This window comes from Methylobacterium persicinum, assembly GCF_022179525.1.
GTDB classification, from domain to species: Bacteria; Pseudomonadota; Alphaproteobacteria; order Rhizobiales; family Beijerinckiaceae; genus Methylobacterium; species Methylobacterium persicinum.
The window spans coordinates 187,070-202,505 of the sequence record NZ_BPQX01000037.1 but is presented as its reverse complement, the minus strand read 5'-3'; the positions used below and the strand labels follow the sequence as shown (position 1 = coordinate 202,505).

The window sequence follows — 15,436 nt, the reverse complement described above, 5'->3', positions numbered from 1 at the left end:
GTCGCGGGCGCGGCTGCGACGGCGAAGCCTCCGGCGTCGTCGACACGGCGCGAGTGCATGAGCCTGTGCCGGCGGCCGGCGGCCGGCTGAGCCGCAATGGCCGCGTGGCATGGACCAGTTTGAGTTCGAGGCGAATGGCTGGGTCACCCGCAAGGTGACACATCCGCGGGTGCCGCCGAGGGACAGGTCCCCCGGGCTTCGACCTCAGGTCTTAAGACTCCAGCGAGGGCGACGGCGGCACCCGCCGGCAAACTGGCTCGTCTGCCGCCCCTTGAGCCCCCGAGCGGAGAATGGCCCATCCGCGGGTCGTTAGCGGGACGTTTACCAACCTGAACTAGTTTGCCTTGGCCGATTGCGACCAGACGGCGCATCGGCGAATCCGGTCTGCATCCCAACGGATACGACGCCGCCGGTCAGGCAAGGCCAGCCATGTTCTCGCGTCCTTTCGCGCTCCGTATCCCCGTTCGGGGATCTGCCCGGACCGACGGGGCGCCCGCACCAATCCGATGGGTGTCGTGACGGACGCCGCAGACCATCCGGCGGCGGGCCTCTCCCTTGTGGAGATGCTGGTCGTTCTGGTGGTCCTCGCCCTCGCTGCAGGGTTCGGCGGACCGGCCCTGCGCACCCTGATCCCCAGGCAGCGGCTCGACGCTGCCGCCGAGGCCCTCGCCCACGAACTTTCCCTGCTCCGGGCCGAGGCTGTCCGAACTGGACATCGCACCAGCCTCGTCTTCGATCCGGAGAACGGCCGGTTCCTGTCCTCGCGCCGGACTGCTCGGCCGATGAATCTGACACCTCTGGCAGCCAGCGTGGAGACCCCGCCGGAGAGCCGCTCGGCCCCTGGAGAGATCCGCTTTCTGCCCGGCGGCGGCGCCACGGGAGGGCGGATCGTCCTCGTCGGGACAGCGGGAGAACGGGTTCTGACGGTGAGCCGAGTCACCGGAGCCGTCCGCCGCGGGGAGGCCATGCCGTGACCCGGAGCGGGAGAAGCGGGGAAGACGGTTTTACCCTAGTCGAGGTCCTCGTGGCCTTCGCCATCGTGTCGCTCGTCTGCGTGATGGTGATCCGGCTCACCGGGGACATGCTGTCGGGCAGCCGCCGGATCGAGGCGGCCGGCATCCATCTCGACGAGGCCGAGGGGATCGTGATGCTGCGCGCGGCCGCGGGAACCCTCCGCGCTGGCACCGAACAGGGCCGCTTCAGCGATGGCCGTCCCTGGACCCTAAGCGTCGTCGAGGCCGGCTCGCAGATCGGCTGGCAGAACATGCCGCCGCTCTTCCGAACGCGCCTCACCCTCGGCGGCCCCGACGGCAGCCTTGTCTACGCCACGCTCATCGCCGGAGGGCTCAGTGGCAAATGAGATCCCATCCGATGCCGCGGAGGCCGGCTTCACGTTGGTGGAGATGCTGGTGTTGCTGGCGCTGTGCGCGCTGGTGGCCCTCCTGATGCTTCAGACGCTCCAGGCGACGACAGTGATCAACCGGTCTGCCCGCCGCCTCGACGCCCAGGAAGAGGTGCAACTCGTCCGTGCGCACCTCCGGCGGGCACTCTCCGACGGCGCCGTCCGTCGCTCCGATGGGAGCCACGCGCCGTTCCTCGGCCTCTCCGACCGGCTCGTCGTGACCGTCCAGCCCGACCGGGACGCCGCCCGGGGATCCGAGATGCGCCTCGATCTCCGGGCGATGCCGACGGCGGAGGGGCTCGACCTCATCGAGATAAGCGGCCCTGCCGTGATGCCCACGGCGCCTGAGTCTCTGCTCGACCGGATCGCCGGCCTGCAACTGCGTTACTTCGGGGCGCAGGGGGCCGATTCCCTGCCCCGCTGGGCATCCGTCTGGACGCGGCGGGACCGTCCGCCCGCCCTGATCGAAGTTACGGTGACGTTCCCCCCGGCCGATGGTCGGCGCTGGCCACCCCTGGTCCTGGCCGTGGGGAACGGCGCGTGAAAGGCGATCCGCGGCTTGGCCGGGCGGGTGGCGAGGATGGGTTCATCCTGCCGGCGGTCGTAGCGATCCTGCTCGTGGTCGCCGCAGCCGGGGCGGCGGCGGTCAAAGCCCTTCAGACCCGCAGCACCACCACCGCCGAGAGGGCGACGAACCTGCGTCTTCAAGGCATCGCAGACGGCACGGCCCGCTTCGTGGCACTGTCCCTCGTGGGCCAGTATGACAAGCGAATGGAGGGCCTCGGCCTGCCGGAAGATGGCACCCCGATCACCTGCCCCCTCCCCGGGGGAGGCGCCATCGCGCTGGCCGTGCAGGATCAGGCCGGTCTCATCGACCTCAATTCCTCGCCACGTCCCTTCATGGCGGACGCATTCCGTATCCTGGGCGTGCCGGACCACGAGGCGGCGACCCTCGCAGCCGAAATCGTAGATGCCCGCGACGAGAACAACGAGCCCGAGCCAAACGGTGCCGAGGCCCCACAATATCGCGCCCGGGGCATCCCCTTCGGCCCCCGCAACGCCCCGTTCGACACGGTCGACGAGATCGAGACCCTCCCATCGATGACGGAGGCCATCGCAGGCCGCCTGCGTCCCTTCGTGACCGTCCACAATCCCAATGGCGGCATCGACGCCTCGGTGACGCCCGGAAACGTGTTCGCCGGAAATGTCCTGTCCCACGACCTCAACCGGCGGACGACTCCGTCGCCGCACCAAGCCTACGCGATCACCGCCACAGCCTTCGGTCCACGGGGAGCGCGGGCTGGCCGAAATGCCATCCTCGCGATCAACACGCCCCATACCGGGACCGGTCTGCTGTCCTGGCGTTACGCCACCGACTTGTCGCCGAACGGGGTGCTTCATCCGGCATGCCAAACCCTTGTCACGGTGCTTGGCATGCCCTGATCCTCATTGGGATCGGCGTGACGGAGACCGACAACGTCGTACGCAGATCTGAGCCGCCACCTGAGACATCCCAATCCTGTCGGATGTGGGTCGCTGGCAATCAAATCGCCGCGTAGCTCCGCGCAGTGCGGCGCGCCGGAACGGCGACGGGCGCTTCCCGCGGACGCAGGACCTCGGCGAGCTTCACGAACCCCTCGGCCCCGCGCTCCTCGACAGCCCGGATGCCGAAGCCCAGGGCGAAGGAACGCGTCAAGTCCGGGTCTCGCTCGATGCCGAACCGGTCACAGGCCGCGAGGAAGGCTTCACGGAACAGGCTCGGGCGGCACCATGCCTTCTCGGCCATCTGGAGGGGCCAATCCCAGAGACGCTCGGCCCGCCGGGCGGCGACGCTGCCTCGGGCAATAAAGTACCCGGTGCCGCGATGCTCCAGTCCGTCCTCTTGGACGGACCACTCAGCATTGCGAAAGAGTTCGACGGAGACCGCGTCACCCATCGGGAAGCCCCAGTTGTTAATGGAACGTTCCACGAACACTGGACCGGTTTACCGGGCACGTCAAGCGCCTGTTCCTAAGATGTTCGCGGTCTCTCCGGCCCCGGCATCCTTCCAAACGGATGGCGATCAGCGCTTGGCGAACATCGCATGTTCGACGCGGTCACCCGGCTTGATGCCGAGGCGGGCGGCGGTTCCGGCGTTCAGTTCCAGGACGGCGAGAACGGGACCGTTCGACGGGATGATCGCGGTCGACAGGGGCTCCGCATCGGCGGCGACGTGGGACACCCGGCCGTCCGCCTGGATGAAGACCATGTCGAGGGGAAGATAGGTGTTCTTCATCCACATGGTGACCGGCTGGTCCTGCTCGAAATCGAACAGCATGCCGTGGTCGGCCGCCATGTGCCGGCGGAACATCAGGCCGCGGCTGCGCCCGGCGTCGTCGCGCATCACCTCGACGGAGAAGCGGCGGGGGCCGCCCGCGGTGGTGATGGTCAGCGGCTCCGTCGGAACCTGAGGCGCCTTCGCGACCGCCTGCGCGGCGGCCGGGTCGACCCGTAACGCGATGGCCGGACAGAGGCAGGCCCCGGCCAGGATCAGATGGGTGGCGAAGCGGGCAGCTGTGGAAACGCTCTTCAAGGGGCAAGCCTCACTGGGCGGGCCGTGGCGGCCGGATCGGACCCTCATAGCGCGTCCCTGCCGCCCGCGCGACGCAGGACCTCACACCGATTCGTGATGAGGACGGACCAGCGCTCAATGGGAGGCGGGAAGGCCGCCATCGATCAGACGCACCTCGGCGGCCATCACGCCCTTCGAACCGTCCCCGTAGCGCACCAGCACCGCCTCGCCGGGTTTCAACTCAGCGATCCCGTAGCGGCGCAGGGTCTCCATGTGTACGAAGATGTCGGGCGTCCCGTCTCCCCGGGTGAGAAATCCGAAGCCGCGCAACCGGTTGAACCACTTCACCACAGCCGTTTCCAGGCCGCTTGTGGGTGTCACCGTTACGTGGGTGCGCGGCATCGGCAGTTCGGACGGGTGGAGGGCCACCGTCTGGTCGAGGGAGATCACCCGGAACGCCTGCCAGCCCCGCGGCTTCTGAACCGCCTCGACGACAATCCGCGCCCCCTCGCTGGCGGCCTGGAAGCCATCCCGGCGCAGGCACGTGACGTGGAGCAGGACGTCGGGCGATCCGTCGTCTGGAACGATGAAGCCGAACCCCTTGGCGACGTCGAACCATTTGATCCGGCCCGCGACCTCTACGAGGTTCAGGGGCTCCTCGACCTGCTCGACGGCCTGCCCCTGGGCGAGTGGGGGGATCTCCGGCCCGGATCCGCGTTCGTCAGACATGGCCGAAACTACCTACACTGAATCGCGGCGCGCGTTCTGGCCGTAAGATTAACGAAGTCCTGAATCGCTGGAAGCCCATTTGGCTGGCAACGACGTCCGTTGCGGTGCAATCTTGAGCAAGGCGGCGCCGCCGCAACAGTGCCGTCAAGCCGCAATGGACAAGCTGGGCCTTTTCCGGCAATCGCAAGCTAACCGACCGGAACGGTCGCCCTAAAACAAAAACACGCAGCAGATCCGCGTCCCACTTCACCAAGACCACAATCACGATCGCGAGAGCGCAAAATCTGTGGTGCCGCGACACCGCCCGTGGTTTGAGCTCGGCATGATCACGCCACCCCCCTCCGGCCCCGGTTCTTCGTCCAAAAGCCCGGGACGGCGCCTGCCGGTCATCGATGTCGCCCGCGCCGTCGCGCTCCTGGCCATGGCCTGTTTCCACGGCCTCTGGGACCTCGGCAATCTCCGCCTCACACCCGACAACTACGCTGCGACGCCCCTCGGCCGGCATGCGGCCCAGGGCATCGCGGGATCCTTCCTCGTGCTGGTGGGGATCGGCCTCGTGCTCATGAACGGCCGGGGCATCCGTCCAAGGCCGACGCTGCGGCGCCTCCTGCGGGTCGCGGGTGGGGCGCTGCTGGTGACCATCGCCACCCGCATCGTGTTTCCCGATGCCTATGTGTTCTTCGGCGTCCTGCACTGCATCACCGTGGCGAGCGTGATCGGCCTGCCGTTCCTCTTCCTGCCCTGGCCCCTGACCCTAGCGGCCGCCGCGGCCGTGCTCGCCGCGCCCGCCTTCATTGAGGCCAACTGGCTGGATTCGCCGCTCCTGTGGTTCCTCGGGCTCGGGCGGATCACGCCCCACACGAACGACTACGTGCCGCTGTTCCCGTGGTTCGGCCTCGTGCTGGCGGGGATCGTCCTGGGGCGGCTCGCCCTGCCCGCCCTGTCCCGTTCGCGCCTCGGCGCCTGGGAACCGCACAGCCGCCCGGCCCGCGCCGCCGCCTTCGCCGGCCGGCACAGCCTCGCGGTCTACCTCATCCACCAACCGGTGCTGTTCGGTCTCGCCTTCGCCTTGGCCGCCCTCATCGGGCCGAACCCGAAGGCGGGTCTCAAGGCGTTCCGGGCGGATTACTTCGCCATGTGCACCCGCGGCGGCGGCGACACCGGGCCTTGCCGGGTCGCGGCCCGCTGTACGAGCGAGGCCTTGGTCCGCGAGGATCTGTTCCGCGACGACGGACGTCCCTACTCGGTGCCCGAGCGCGCCCGCGCCCAGGCCCTGTCCCAGGGTTGCTACACCGCCGCGGAGGGCGGCGCGCGATGAGGGACGGTCAGTCCTTGGCGCGCTCGACATAGGCCCCGTCGGCCGTCATCACGACGACCCGGGTGCCGGCGGCGATGTGCGGCGGCACGGTGGTGCGAACGCCGTTGGAAAGCGTCGCGGGCTTGTAGGAGGAGGAGGCAGTCTGGCCCTTCAGCACCGGCTCGGTCTCGGCGACCTCCAGGGTGACGCGCTGGGGAAGCTCGATGGTCAGGGGCACGCCGTTATGGACCGACAGCATCACCGCCATACCTTCCTGAAGGTACGGCGCGGCATCGCCCACCACGTCCTCCGGCACGGCGATCTGCTCGTAGTTCTCGGGGTTCATGAAGTGGAACCCCTCCCCGTCGCTGTAGAGGAAGGTGTGCTCGCGGTCCTCCACGAAGGCGCGCTCGACCTGCTCGGTGGTGCGGTAGCGCTCGGAGACCTTCACGCCGTCGGTGATCCGACGCATGTCGAGCTGCGTGACCGGCGTGCCCTTGCCAGGGTGGATGTTCTCCGCGAACAGGATGACATAGAGCTTGCCGTCCTTTTCGACGACGTTGCCCTTGCGGAGCGTCGAGGCGATCACCTTCACGGGAAATGGTCCTGCATTGACGAGGTTTTGGCGGCACGCGCAGGGCGCAGTTCCGCGAGCGGTACTCCGCACCTATCTCATCTCCGGCCCGGTTGCCAGCCGCGCCGCGCGAGTTCGCCCGGAGGGCAAGGGTCGTGGGTGAAGTCCCCTCCCCGTGGTGGATGCCCACCCGCCATGCCGACCGGCGGCCGCGACTGATGCTGCGCAACCGCATCGTCGCGGCCTTCCGCGCGTGGTTCTCCGCCCGCGACTTCGTGGAGGTCGAGGCCGCCTGCCTGCAGGTCTCGCCGGGGAACGAGGCGCATCTGTCCGCTTTCGCGACGGAGGCGGTCGGCGGCAGTGGCGCGCGCACGCCGCTGTTCCTCCATACCTCGCCGGAATTCGCCTGCAAGAAGCTCCTGGCGGCGGGCGAGGCGCGGCTGTTCAGCCTGTCGCGGGTCTTCCGGAACAGGGAGCGTGGCCCCCTGCACCACCCCGAGTTCACGATGCTAGAATGGTACCGGGCAGGCGAGCCCTACGACGCGCTGATGCGCGATGCCGCCGAACTGATTGCCCTGGCCGCCGAGACGGCTGGCACGAAACGCCTCTCGTGGCGGGGCCGGCTGGCCGATCCCTTCGCCGAACCGGAGCGGCTGACCCTGGCCGAGGCCTTCGCCCGGCATGCCGGCATCGACCTCCTGGCCTGCATCGACGGGGACGGCGGCACCGACCGGGAGCGCCTCAGCGCGCACGTCGCAGCAGCGGGGCTCAGGGTGGCGGAGGACGACACCTTCGCCGACCTGTTCTCGCGGGTCCTGGTCGCGCGGATCGAGCCGCATCTCGGGATGGACCGGCCGACGATCCTTTGCGAATACCCGGTGAGCGAGGCCGCCCTCGCCCGGCCCGCGCCGCACGATCCGCGGGTGGCCGAGCGGTTCGAGCTCTATGCCTGCGGCGTCGAGCTCGCCAATGCCTTCGGAGAACTCACCGATCCGGCTGAACAGCGCCGGCGCTTCGAGGCAGAGATGGACGAGAAGGCCCGCGTCTACGGCGAGCGCTATCCCATCGACGACGATTTCCTGGCAGCCCTCGCGCACATGCCGGAGGCGTCCGGCATCGCGCTCGGTTTCGACCGTCTCGTCATGCTGGCCTGTGGGGCGGGGCGGATCGACGACGTGCTGTGGACGCCCGTGGCGGAGACGGCCCCATGAGCGGCGGCACGCTGCGCCGCGCCGAGCAACTGGCGGAAGCGGGCCTCGTCTCCCCCGAGGGGATGGAAGCTTTGCGGCCCGTCCTCGCCCGCTACGCCCTCTCGATCACCCCGGACATGGCCGAGCTGATCGATGCGGCAGACCCCGCCGACCCGATCGCCCTGCAATTCGTGCCGCGGGCCGAGGAACTGACGACCGTACCGGAGGAGCGGGCGGATCCGATCGGCGACGGCGCCCATGAGAAGCTCCCGGGGCTCATCCACCGTTACCCCGACCGGGTTCTCCTGAAGCCCCTGCACGTCTGCCCCGTCTATTGCCGCTTCTGCTTCCGGCGGGAAAGCGTGGGGCCGGAGGGACTCGGCACCCTCACCGAGGCCCAATTCGAGGCAGCCTTCGCCTACATCGCGGCGGATCCGGCGATCTGGGAGGTGGTGCTGACGGGGGGCGATCCCTTCGCCCTGTCGCCCCGCCGGATCGAGCGCATCGCCCGGCGCCTTGGGGATATCCCCCACGTGAAGGTGCTGCGCATCCATACCCGGGTGCCCGTGGTGCAGCCGGACCTCGTGGGAACGCCCCTCGTGGAGGCGCTGCGACAGTTCGGAGGGGCGGTCTTCGTGGCACTCCACGCGAACCACTCGCGGGAATTCACGCAGGCGGCCCGGACGGCCTGCGCCCGGCTGGTCGATGCCGGCATTCCCATCGTGAGTCAGTCGGTGTTGCTCCGGGGCGTCAACGATGATGTCGCCACCCTCGAAGGGCTGATGCGCTGCTTCGTGGAGAACCGGATCAAGCCCTATTACCTGCACCACGGCGACCTCGCACCAGGCACGGGCCACCTGCGCACGGGTCTTACCGAAGGGCAGGCGCTGATGCGGGACCTGCGCGGACGCCTGTCCGGCCTTGCGCAGCCGACCTACGTCCTCGACATCCCCGGCGGCCACGGCAAGGTGCCGGTAGGGCCGAACTACGTTGCCGAGGCGGACGGCTGCATCCGGGTCACCGACCCGTCCGGGCACACCCATCCCTATCCACCTGAGGAGAATCCGTGATGCGGAGGCTGTGGGGCCGTTTGACCTCGGTCAACGTGCAGAAGGCCGTCTGGGCCCTCGACGAAGGAGGTTTCGACTTCGAGCGGATCGAAGCCGGGGGCGCCCACGGCGTGGTGCGCGAACCGAGCTACCGCGCCATGAATCCCAACGGGCTGGTGCCGACCCTGGAGGAGGACGGCTTCGTCCTCTGGGAGTCCAACGCGATCATGCGCTACGTCGCCTCCCTCAGTCCCGCCCTAGCGCTCCCCGCCGATCTTCGCGAACGCGCCCATGTGGAGCAATGGGTGGACTGGCAGGCGACGAGCTTCACCCCCGCGATGAGGGACGCCTTCTGGCAGTTGTTCCGCATGGCCGAGCCGGACATGGCCCTCGTCGCGAAGTCCCTGGCCGCCTCGGAGATCCATGCGGGCATCCTCGACGCGCACCTGGCCGGCCGCGACTATGCCGTGGGCGACGACTTCTCCATCGCCGACATCGCCCTCGGCTGCGCGGCGCATCGCTGGCTGAACCTGCCGGCCGACCGCTCCGAGCGCCCGAACCTGCGCCGCTGGTACGAGCGCATCGCGGCCCGGCCGGGGGCCGCCCGGGTGATGGGTGCTCCGGTGGGCTGACGATCACCGTCATCCGCCCTCGGCGGCGAAGGGAACCGGGGGGCTCCCGCCGCGCCTTTCCACACGCCGACCTTGCGTTGCCGCCAAGCCCGCGTCATCCCCCCCTCTCAAAGACCGAGCCGGAGCCTCCGATGGCCATCGACCCCACCCTGCGCGATGCCTTGAGCGCCGTCACGACGGCCAGCATCGGGCGGGCCCTCGAACGGGCGGGCCTGCGCGATTTCGCACCGGCGAATCTCACCGGGCGCAGCAGCAGCGGGACCACCGTCGTCGGCCCGGCCCATACCCTCCGCATGGTGCCGGCCCGGGGCGAGGGGATCGGGGATCTGTCCACCGCCATCGAATCCGTCCCGGAAGGGGCAGTCGTCGTCATCGATGCCGCTGGGACTGGCAGGCCCCTCCCCTTCGGTGCCATCCTCGCCGGCCGCCTCTCGAGCCGCGGCGCAGTGGCCCTCGTGACGGACGCCTCCTTCGGCGAAACCGTGGGCCTTCCGGTCTGGTCTTCCCCCGGCTCGGCGGCGGGGGGCCTGACCCTGGCCGGAAGCTGGCAGCCGGTCGCCTGCGGTGGCGCCGCCGTGCATCCCGGCGACATCGTGGTCTGCGGGCCGGACGGCATCGTCGTGGTCCCCCCGAACCTCGCGGAGCAGATCGCCCTGGAAGCAGTCGAACAGCAGCGCCTTGACCTTTGGTTGCAGCGCGAGGCCGAGAAGGGAACGAGCCTCTACGGCCTCCTGCCGCCGGATTCCGCCGCCCTCGCACGGTTCGAAGCCGAAACCGGCACGGCCTGACGGGCGTGTTCTTCGTTGTCTCGAAGGTGGTCTTCTTTCTGATCACCCCGTCGAACCTCCTGATCTTTCTGAGTCTCGCGGGGGTCATCCTCCTTGCCGTGACGCGCCTGCGCCGCACGGGCACGGCGCTGGCCGTCGTCGGAACGGTGGGTCTCCTCCTCGCGGGCATGTTCCCCCTGTCGGAGATCGTGCTGCTGCCCCTAGAACAGCGCTTCCCGCAATATCCGCTCGACGGTCCGGCGCCGACGGGCATCATCATGCTCGGGGGCGGGATCGAAGCCGGATTGTCGGAGGCGCGGGATCAGGTCGTCGTGAACGATGCCGGCGAGCGGCCGATCTACTTCGCCGACCTCGCCCGGCGTTACCCGCGGTCGCGCCTCGTGTTCTCCGGCGGCAGCGGCTTCATCGGCGGGGGGATTTCCGAAGCCGACATCGTCAGCCGCCAGGCGGACACGATCGGCCTCCCCCGCAGCCGGGTGATCCTGGAGAACCGCTCGCGCAACACGCACGAGAACGCGACCTTCTCGGCGGCCCTCGTCCATCCCAAGCCGGGCGAGCGCTGGCTGCTGCTCACCTCCGCCTGGCACATGCCCCGCGCCATCGGATGCTTCCGGCAGGCCGGCTTCACCGTCGAGGCGTTCCCGTTCGATTACCGCACCAAGGGGTGGGGCGACCTGCTCCACTTCCACGGCTTCAGCTCGGACGGGCTGCTGCAGTTCGATCTGGCCATGAAAGAATGGATCGGCCTCGTGGCCTATCGGCTCGCGGGCTACATCCCAGATTGGCTACCGGGTCCGGCCTCACCGTCGCCCTCGGGAAGCGCCAACCGGTAGATGCCCCGGAAGTCGTCCGGATCGACCGGGCGCCCCTTCCGCAGGATCGCGATGCGCCCTTCATGGGCGAGGCGCACGGCCACCCGGCGAACGGGCTGCATCAGCGGCCCCCAGCCATCCGGATGCGGGCCACCGAGGGCTCGGGCAACCTCCGAGGGGCAGATCGTCTTGCCCGCCCCGCGCTCGGTGGTGAGGCGGAGCATCGTCTCCTCAATGGCCTGCGGATCGAACTCCATCAGAACCTCCCGCCCAACGGGCCCTCGTGATCGCATTCGCCGATGAGAAGCAGTTCCCGCCGGATGCGCGAAGCAAATTGCCGGTGCCACATCACGGCAACGACGAAGGTGGTCGAGCCGAACAGAATGATCGGGCTCACGAACCAGCCGAGATAGGCAAGGGCGAAGAAGAAGGCCCGCTGCCCCCTGGCGAAGTGGCTGCCGGCGCTGACATTCATCTTCGCGATGCGGGACACAGTCCGCACCATCTCCCCGTCAGGGATGCTCGACCCCTTCGGGGGAACGGCTCCGAGCAATATCGCGCTGTAATTGAAGAGCCGGTAGGCCCAAGCAAACTTGAAGAAGGCATAGGTGAACACGCAGGCGAGGCCTGCGACCTTTACCTCCCAGGTCAGCCGGTTGGCGACGGTGCCGAAGGGCAAGGTGGCAAACAGGTTGATGACGTCGTCGCCCGACCGCGACAGGGTGAGAACGGAGCCGAGGGCGATCAGCGAAGTCGACGCGAAGAAGGCGGTACCGTTCTGGAGCGACGCGTTGATCTGCGTATCCACGACGCGGTTGTCGCGCACGATCACCTGCCGCGCCCAGTTCTCCCTATGACGATCCATGATGCGGCTGAGCGAAATCCTGGACCCGCGGAGATAGCGGACGGACACGCCGTAAGTCGTCCAGGCGGCGAGGAAGTAGAGCAAGGCCGCGAGGTCCAGGGTCGAGAAGCCGGGCGCGGCAGCGGACAGGTCGGTCATAATCTCCGGTTGGGTGGCGCTCTTGAGGGTTGGCTCTGGGCATACCAGTCCCGTGGCAGGGGCAGAACCCGTGTCCGTCCGGGATCAGCCCCGCTGCACGGCGAAGCCCACCGATGCCGGCGCTTCGGCAACCTCCGTGACGGCCACTTCATCCACACGGGCGAGGCTCGGCCCCCGGCGGCATAGGACCAGCATCCGTTCGACCGCCTCGACCGGCCCGCTGAACACAGCCGCGACGCTGCCATCGGACCGGTTGCGGACGTTGCCCGACAAGCCCAGCCCGTCGGCGGTCTCCTTGGTCCAGGCCCGGTAAGACACGCCCTGGACACGCCCGCGGATGATCGCGGAGACCGTGCGTGTGTCACTCATTCCGTTCTCCTCATTGAGTGGCTGTCATGCCCACCTCATCATTGCGAGCCGGGGGCAACCGACATCACCACCGTCTTTGCGAGCGCAGCGAAGCAATCCAGGGAAGCGCCTCATCCTGAGCTGTCCTGACCCCCTGGGTCGCTTCGCTGCGCTCGCGATGACGAGGGGTAACGATCAGCGTCACGGGGGCGGCCCTCGGCGCCAGCCGGCGATCTCGCGGATGTAGGGAGCCGGCAGATCGACGGCCTCCGCCGCGGCGAGGACCGCTTCCAGATAGCCGGGCCGGGGGCGCCCCGGCGCCGTGGTCCGGCCGAGATAGATCAGCGCCCGGCGCACGCCCGCGCCCGTATGCACGGGCAGGGTCGCCTTCGCGTAAAGGCCGCCGGCCACGCCCTCGTAGCGGTCGAGGGCGGGGATGTCGTCGAGGGCGAGTTCCCACAAGACGCCGTGCACGGTCCGCGCCCGGTCGCGCATCACGGAGGCGTAGCCCTCGCGCATGATCAGGAAACGGTGGTGCGGCAGGTACCCCCGGCCGATCAGGCGCGAGACGGGGCAGCGCAGGGCCATGGCATCGGCGTCCATGTTGGCGCCGTAGGCGAAATAGAGGGGCATTCCCCCTGCCCCCTGGCTTCGGCGGTCGATTACTCGCTGCGCGGGCGAGCCCGTGCCAACGCCCAGTCGTTGGCGCGCATGGCGGCATAGGCCAGGAACACACCGGCGGCCGGGATCACGAAGGCGACGTAGATCTCACCCGAACGCATGGTCTCAGGCTCCCAAGAACCTGCCTCGTCGCCAGCCGTATGATGGCTCCCGCGTAGAGGCAGAGCAAGACGAACAACGGCGTCGCCGGCTTGATTGGAGGCGCGGTCGCGACGCCGAAGCTGAAGGCCGTCACCGGCATCATGAAACCGATGACGATGAGGGCGACGGTGATGCTGTTCAGCGCCGTCGCCAGCAGCTTCGTCTGGTCGTGATGCACCGCAGTCAAGCGCGGGAGAGGCTCAAGCAAATTCGAGAATTACCGCATCGACGGCAAGGCTGTCGCCCTCCTTCGCGTGGATCTTGCCGACCGTGGCGTCCCGCTCGGCGCGGAGCACGTTCTCCATCTTCATGGCCTCGACCACGGCGATGGGCTCGCCGTTCTTCACCTCCTGGCCCTCAGCCACGAGGATCTGCTTCACGAGGCCCGGCATCGGGCAGAGCACCTGCTTGCCGGAGCCCGCCTGCTCCTTCACCGGCATGAGGGCGGCCAGCTCGGCCTCCCGGCGGGTGAAGACCCGCGCCTCGGCCGCCGCGCCGGCATGCTGCAGGAAGACCCCGTTCAGCAGGCCGCGGACCTGGATGGCAGCCCGGTGCCCGTCGATGGTGCCGATCCAGACCGGCTGGCCCGGCCGCCAGTCGCTGGCCACATGCAGGGCGGCCCCGTCGTCACGGGTCACGACGACGCCTTCGCCGTCCGATTCCACCGTCACCGCGTAGGATTGACCAGCCAGGGACACCACGCGCTCGTTCTCGAACGCGAACAGGCCGGGCGCCCGCATCTGGCCGCTGATGCCGCGCTTGCGCTGGTTCAGCTTATGGTCGATCGCCGCCGCGGCCGCCATCATCCGGACCGCGACGTCGCCCTCGGGCTCGGGGGCGACGAACCCGCTGGGAAACTCCTCCGCGATGAAGCCGGTGGACAGGCGGCCCTCCTGCCAGCGGGGATGGGCCATCAGCGCCGACAGGAACGGGATGTTGTGGCGGATGCCGTCGATGGCGAAGGCATCGAGCGCCTGGGCCTGGGCATGGATGGCCTCGAGGCGCGTCGGCGCCCAGGTCACGAGCTTGGCGATCATCGGATCGTAGTGGATGGCGATCTCGCCGCCCTCCTCCACGCCCGTATCGTTGCGCACGATGGCCTCGCCCTGCCGGCCCTCCTCGGGGGGGCAGTAGGTCGTGAGCCGGCCGATCGAGGGCAGGAAGTTGCGGGTCGGGTCTTCGGCGTAGACGCGGCTCTCCACCGCCCAGCCGTCGAGCTTCACTTGGCCTTGGGTGAGCGGCAGCGCCTCCCCGGCGGCGACGCGGATCATCAGCTCCACGAGGTCGAGGCCGGTGATCATCTCGGTGACCGGATGCTCGACCTGCAGACGCGTGTTCATCTCCAGGAAGTAGAACGACTTGTCCTGACCCGCGACGAACTCCACCGTGCCGGCGGAGTCGTAGTTCACGGCCTTGGCCAGGGCGACGGCCTGCTCGCCCATCTTGCGGCGGGTCTCCTCGTCGAGGAGCGGCGACGGCGCCTCTTCGATCACCTTCTGATTGCGGCGCTGGATCGAGCACTCGCGCTCGCCGAGGTAGATGACGTTGCCGTGCTTGTCGCCGATCACCTGGATCTCGATGTGGCGCGGATCGGTGATGAACTTCTCGACGAACACCCGGTCGTCGCCGAAGGAGGACGAGGCCTCGGACTTGGCGCGGGCGAAGCCTTCGGCGACCTCGTCGGCCGAATGGGCGATGCGCATGCCCTTGCCGCCGCCACCCGCGGAGGCCTTGATCATCACGGGGTAGCCGATCTCGTCGGCGATCTTGACCGCGTGTTCGGGGTTTTCGATCACCCCGAGGTAGCCCGGCACGGTGGACACCTTGGCGGCCGCGGCGGCCTTCTTCGATTCGATCTTGTCACCCATGGCGGCGATGGCGCCGGGGTTCGGGCCGATGAATACGATGCCGGCCGCTTCGAGGGCCTTCGGGAAGGCCTCCCGCTCGGAGAGGAAGCCATAGCCCGGATGCACGGCCTGCGCCCCGGTGGCCTTGCAGGCTTCGACGATCTTCTCGATCACCAGATAGGACTGGGAGGCGGCGGCCGGCCCGATATGCACGGCTTCGTCGGCCATGGCGACGTGCACGGCATCCCGGTCGGCATCGGAATAGACCGCCACCGTCTTGATGCCCATTCGCCGCGCGGTCTTGATCACTCTGCAAGCGATCTCGCCGCGGTTGGCGATCAGAATCTTGTCGAACATCTCTCGGGCCGCCCTGGATCGGGATCGCCGGATTG

At 68.8% G+C, this 15,436-nt stretch carries 20 protein-coding genes; 11 read left to right on the top strand and 9 right to left on the bottom strand.

Annotated elements, in window-relative coordinates; all coding sequences use genetic code 11:
- Window positions 1-515: 515 nt before the first annotated feature.
- The 4 genes from MFF22_RS17045 to MFF22_RS17030 are packed head-to-tail and all read left to right on the top strand — an operon-like array spanning window position 516 to window position 2,845.
- Complete coding sequence (locus MFF22_RS17045) at window positions 516-974, top strand: GspH/FimT family pseudopilin (RefSeq protein WP_238250165.1); 459 nt, start codon at window positions 516-518, stop codon at window positions 972-974.
- On the top strand, window positions 971-1,360 hold the full coding sequence (locus MFF22_RS17040; RefSeq protein ID WP_238250164.1) for a prepilin-type N-terminal cleavage/methylation domain-containing protein: 390 nt from the start codon (window positions 971-973) through the stop codon (window positions 1,358-1,360). Before MFF22_RS17045 ends, MFF22_RS17040 begins: the two co-directional genes overlap by 4 nt.
- Window positions 1,350-1,946: a general secretion pathway protein GspJ gene (locus MFF22_RS17035; protein WP_238250163.1), complete on the top strand. Its 597-nt coding sequence runs from the start codon at window positions 1,350-1,352 to the stop codon at window positions 1,944-1,946. Before MFF22_RS17040 ends, MFF22_RS17035 begins: the two co-directional genes overlap by 11 nt.
- Complete coding sequence (locus MFF22_RS17030; RefSeq protein WP_238250162.1) at window positions 1,943-2,845, top strand: type II secretion system minor pseudopilin; 903 nt, start codon at window positions 1,943-1,945, stop codon at window positions 2,843-2,845. Before MFF22_RS17035 ends, MFF22_RS17030 begins: the two co-directional genes overlap by 4 nt.
- 100 nt (window positions 2,846-2,945) lie before the next feature.
- On the opposite strand, the gene MFF22_RS17025 is transcribed toward MFF22_RS17030, so the two are convergent.
- The 3 genes from MFF22_RS17025 to MFF22_RS17015 form a co-directional block, all read right to left on the bottom strand.
- Complete coding sequence (locus tag MFF22_RS17025) at window positions 2,946-3,371, bottom strand: hypothetical protein (protein WP_306424684.1); 426 nt, start codon at window positions 3,369-3,371, stop codon at window positions 2,946-2,948.
- Between the two features lie 93 nt (window positions 3,372-3,464).
- Complete coding sequence (locus tag MFF22_RS17020) at window positions 3,465-3,974, bottom strand: DUF192 domain-containing protein (protein ID WP_370877508.1); 510 nt, start codon at window positions 3,972-3,974, stop codon at window positions 3,465-3,467.
- 114 nt (window positions 3,975-4,088) lie between these two features.
- On the bottom strand, window positions 4,089-4,682 hold the full coding sequence (locus MFF22_RS17015; RefSeq protein ID WP_238250161.1) for a cold-shock protein: 594 nt from the start codon (window positions 4,680-4,682) through the stop codon (window positions 4,089-4,091).
- Window positions 4,683-5,004: 322 nt separating this feature from the next.
- On the opposite strand from MFF22_RS17015, the gene MFF22_RS17010 reads away from it, so the two are divergent.
- On the top strand, window positions 5,005-6,000 hold the full coding sequence (locus tag MFF22_RS17010; RefSeq protein WP_238250160.1) for a heparan-alpha-glucosaminide N-acetyltransferase: 996 nt from the start codon (window positions 5,005-5,007) through the stop codon (window positions 5,998-6,000).
- Window positions 6,001-6,007: 7 nt separating this feature from the next.
- Here MFF22_RS17010 and efp read toward each other — a convergent pair whose 3' ends face one another.
- Window positions 6,008-6,574 (bottom strand): elongation factor P, encoded by a 567-nt coding sequence (gene efp, locus MFF22_RS17005; protein WP_091716137.1) that lies wholly within the window; start codon window positions 6,572-6,574, stop codon window positions 6,008-6,010.
- Between the two features lie 161 nt (window positions 6,575-6,735).
- Here efp and epmA point away from each other — a divergent pair, with 161 nt between their 5' ends.
- The 5 genes from epmA to MFF22_RS16980 all read left to right on the top strand — a co-directional run bounded on the left by epmA (window position 6,736) and on the right by MFF22_RS16980 (window position 11,045).
- The gene (gene epmA, locus MFF22_RS17000) at window positions 6,736-7,764 is read left to right on the top strand and encodes an EF-P lysine aminoacylase EpmA (RefSeq protein WP_238250315.1); all 1,029 of its coding nucleotides are present in this window, start codon (window positions 6,736-6,738) and stop codon (window positions 7,762-7,764) included.
- The gene (locus tag MFF22_RS16995) at window positions 7,761-8,813 is read left to right on the top strand and encodes a lysine-2,3-aminomutase-like protein (protein WP_238250159.1); all 1,053 of its coding nucleotides are present in this window, start codon (window positions 7,761-7,763) and stop codon (window positions 8,811-8,813) included. Before epmA ends, MFF22_RS16995 begins: the two co-directional genes overlap by 4 nt.
- Window positions 8,813-9,424 (top strand): glutathione S-transferase family protein, encoded by a 612-nt coding sequence (locus MFF22_RS16990; RefSeq protein WP_238250158.1) that lies wholly within the window; start codon window positions 8,813-8,815, stop codon window positions 9,422-9,424. The genes MFF22_RS16995 and MFF22_RS16990 overlap by 1 nt, the downstream gene beginning before the upstream one ends.
- 131 nt (window positions 9,425-9,555) lie before the next feature.
- Window positions 9,556-10,212, top strand: a complete 657-nt coding sequence (locus tag MFF22_RS16985; protein WP_238250157.1) for an RraA family protein — start codon at window positions 9,556-9,558, stop codon at window positions 10,210-10,212.
- Between the two features lie 5 nt (window positions 10,213-10,217).
- Window positions 10,218-11,045 (top strand): YdcF family protein, encoded by an 828-nt coding sequence (locus tag MFF22_RS16980; protein WP_238250156.1) that lies wholly within the window; start codon window positions 10,218-10,220, stop codon window positions 11,043-11,045.
- Here the strand turns inward: MFF22_RS16980 and MFF22_RS16975 are convergent.
- The 4 genes from MFF22_RS16975 to MFF22_RS16960 all read right to left on the bottom strand — a co-directional run bounded on the left by MFF22_RS16975 (window position 10,982) and on the right by MFF22_RS16960 (window position 13,008).
- On the bottom strand, window positions 10,982-11,281 hold the full coding sequence (locus MFF22_RS16975; RefSeq protein WP_238250155.1) for a DUF3253 domain-containing protein: 300 nt from the start codon (window positions 11,279-11,281) through the stop codon (window positions 10,982-10,984). The genes MFF22_RS16980 and MFF22_RS16975 overlap by 64 nt on opposite strands.
- Window positions 11,281-12,027, bottom strand: coding sequence for a DUF599 domain-containing protein (locus MFF22_RS16970; RefSeq protein WP_238250154.1), 747 nt, complete (start codon window positions 12,025-12,027; stop codon window positions 11,281-11,283). Before MFF22_RS16970 ends, MFF22_RS16975 begins: the two co-directional genes overlap by 1 nt.
- An 84-nt stretch (window positions 12,028-12,111) precedes the next feature.
- Window positions 12,112-12,396 (bottom strand): acylphosphatase, encoded by a 285-nt coding sequence (locus MFF22_RS16965; RefSeq protein WP_238250153.1) that lies wholly within the window; start codon window positions 12,394-12,396, stop codon window positions 12,112-12,114.
- Between the two features lie 180 nt (window positions 12,397-12,576).
- Entirely contained in the window at window positions 12,577-13,008 is a 432-nt protein-coding gene (locus MFF22_RS16960) for a gamma-glutamylcyclotransferase family protein (RefSeq protein ID WP_238250152.1), read from the bottom strand.
- 239 nt (window positions 13,009-13,247) lie between these two features.
- On the opposite strand from MFF22_RS16960, the gene MFF22_RS24705 reads away from it, so the two are divergent.
- Window positions 13,248-13,370, top strand: coding sequence for a hypothetical protein (locus tag MFF22_RS24705; RefSeq protein WP_283206187.1), 123 nt, complete (start codon window positions 13,248-13,250; stop codon window positions 13,368-13,370).
- 27 nt (window positions 13,371-13,397) lie between these two features.
- Here the strand turns inward: MFF22_RS24705 and MFF22_RS16955 are convergent, their stop codons facing one another.
- Window positions 13,398-15,401 carry an acetyl-CoA carboxylase biotin carboxylase subunit gene (locus tag MFF22_RS16955; RefSeq protein ID WP_238250151.1) on the bottom strand — a complete coding sequence of 668 codons (2,004 nt, stop codon included), beginning with the start codon at window positions 15,399-15,401 and terminating at the stop codon, window positions 13,398-13,400.
- Between the last annotated feature and the right edge of the window lie 35 nt (window positions 15,402-15,436).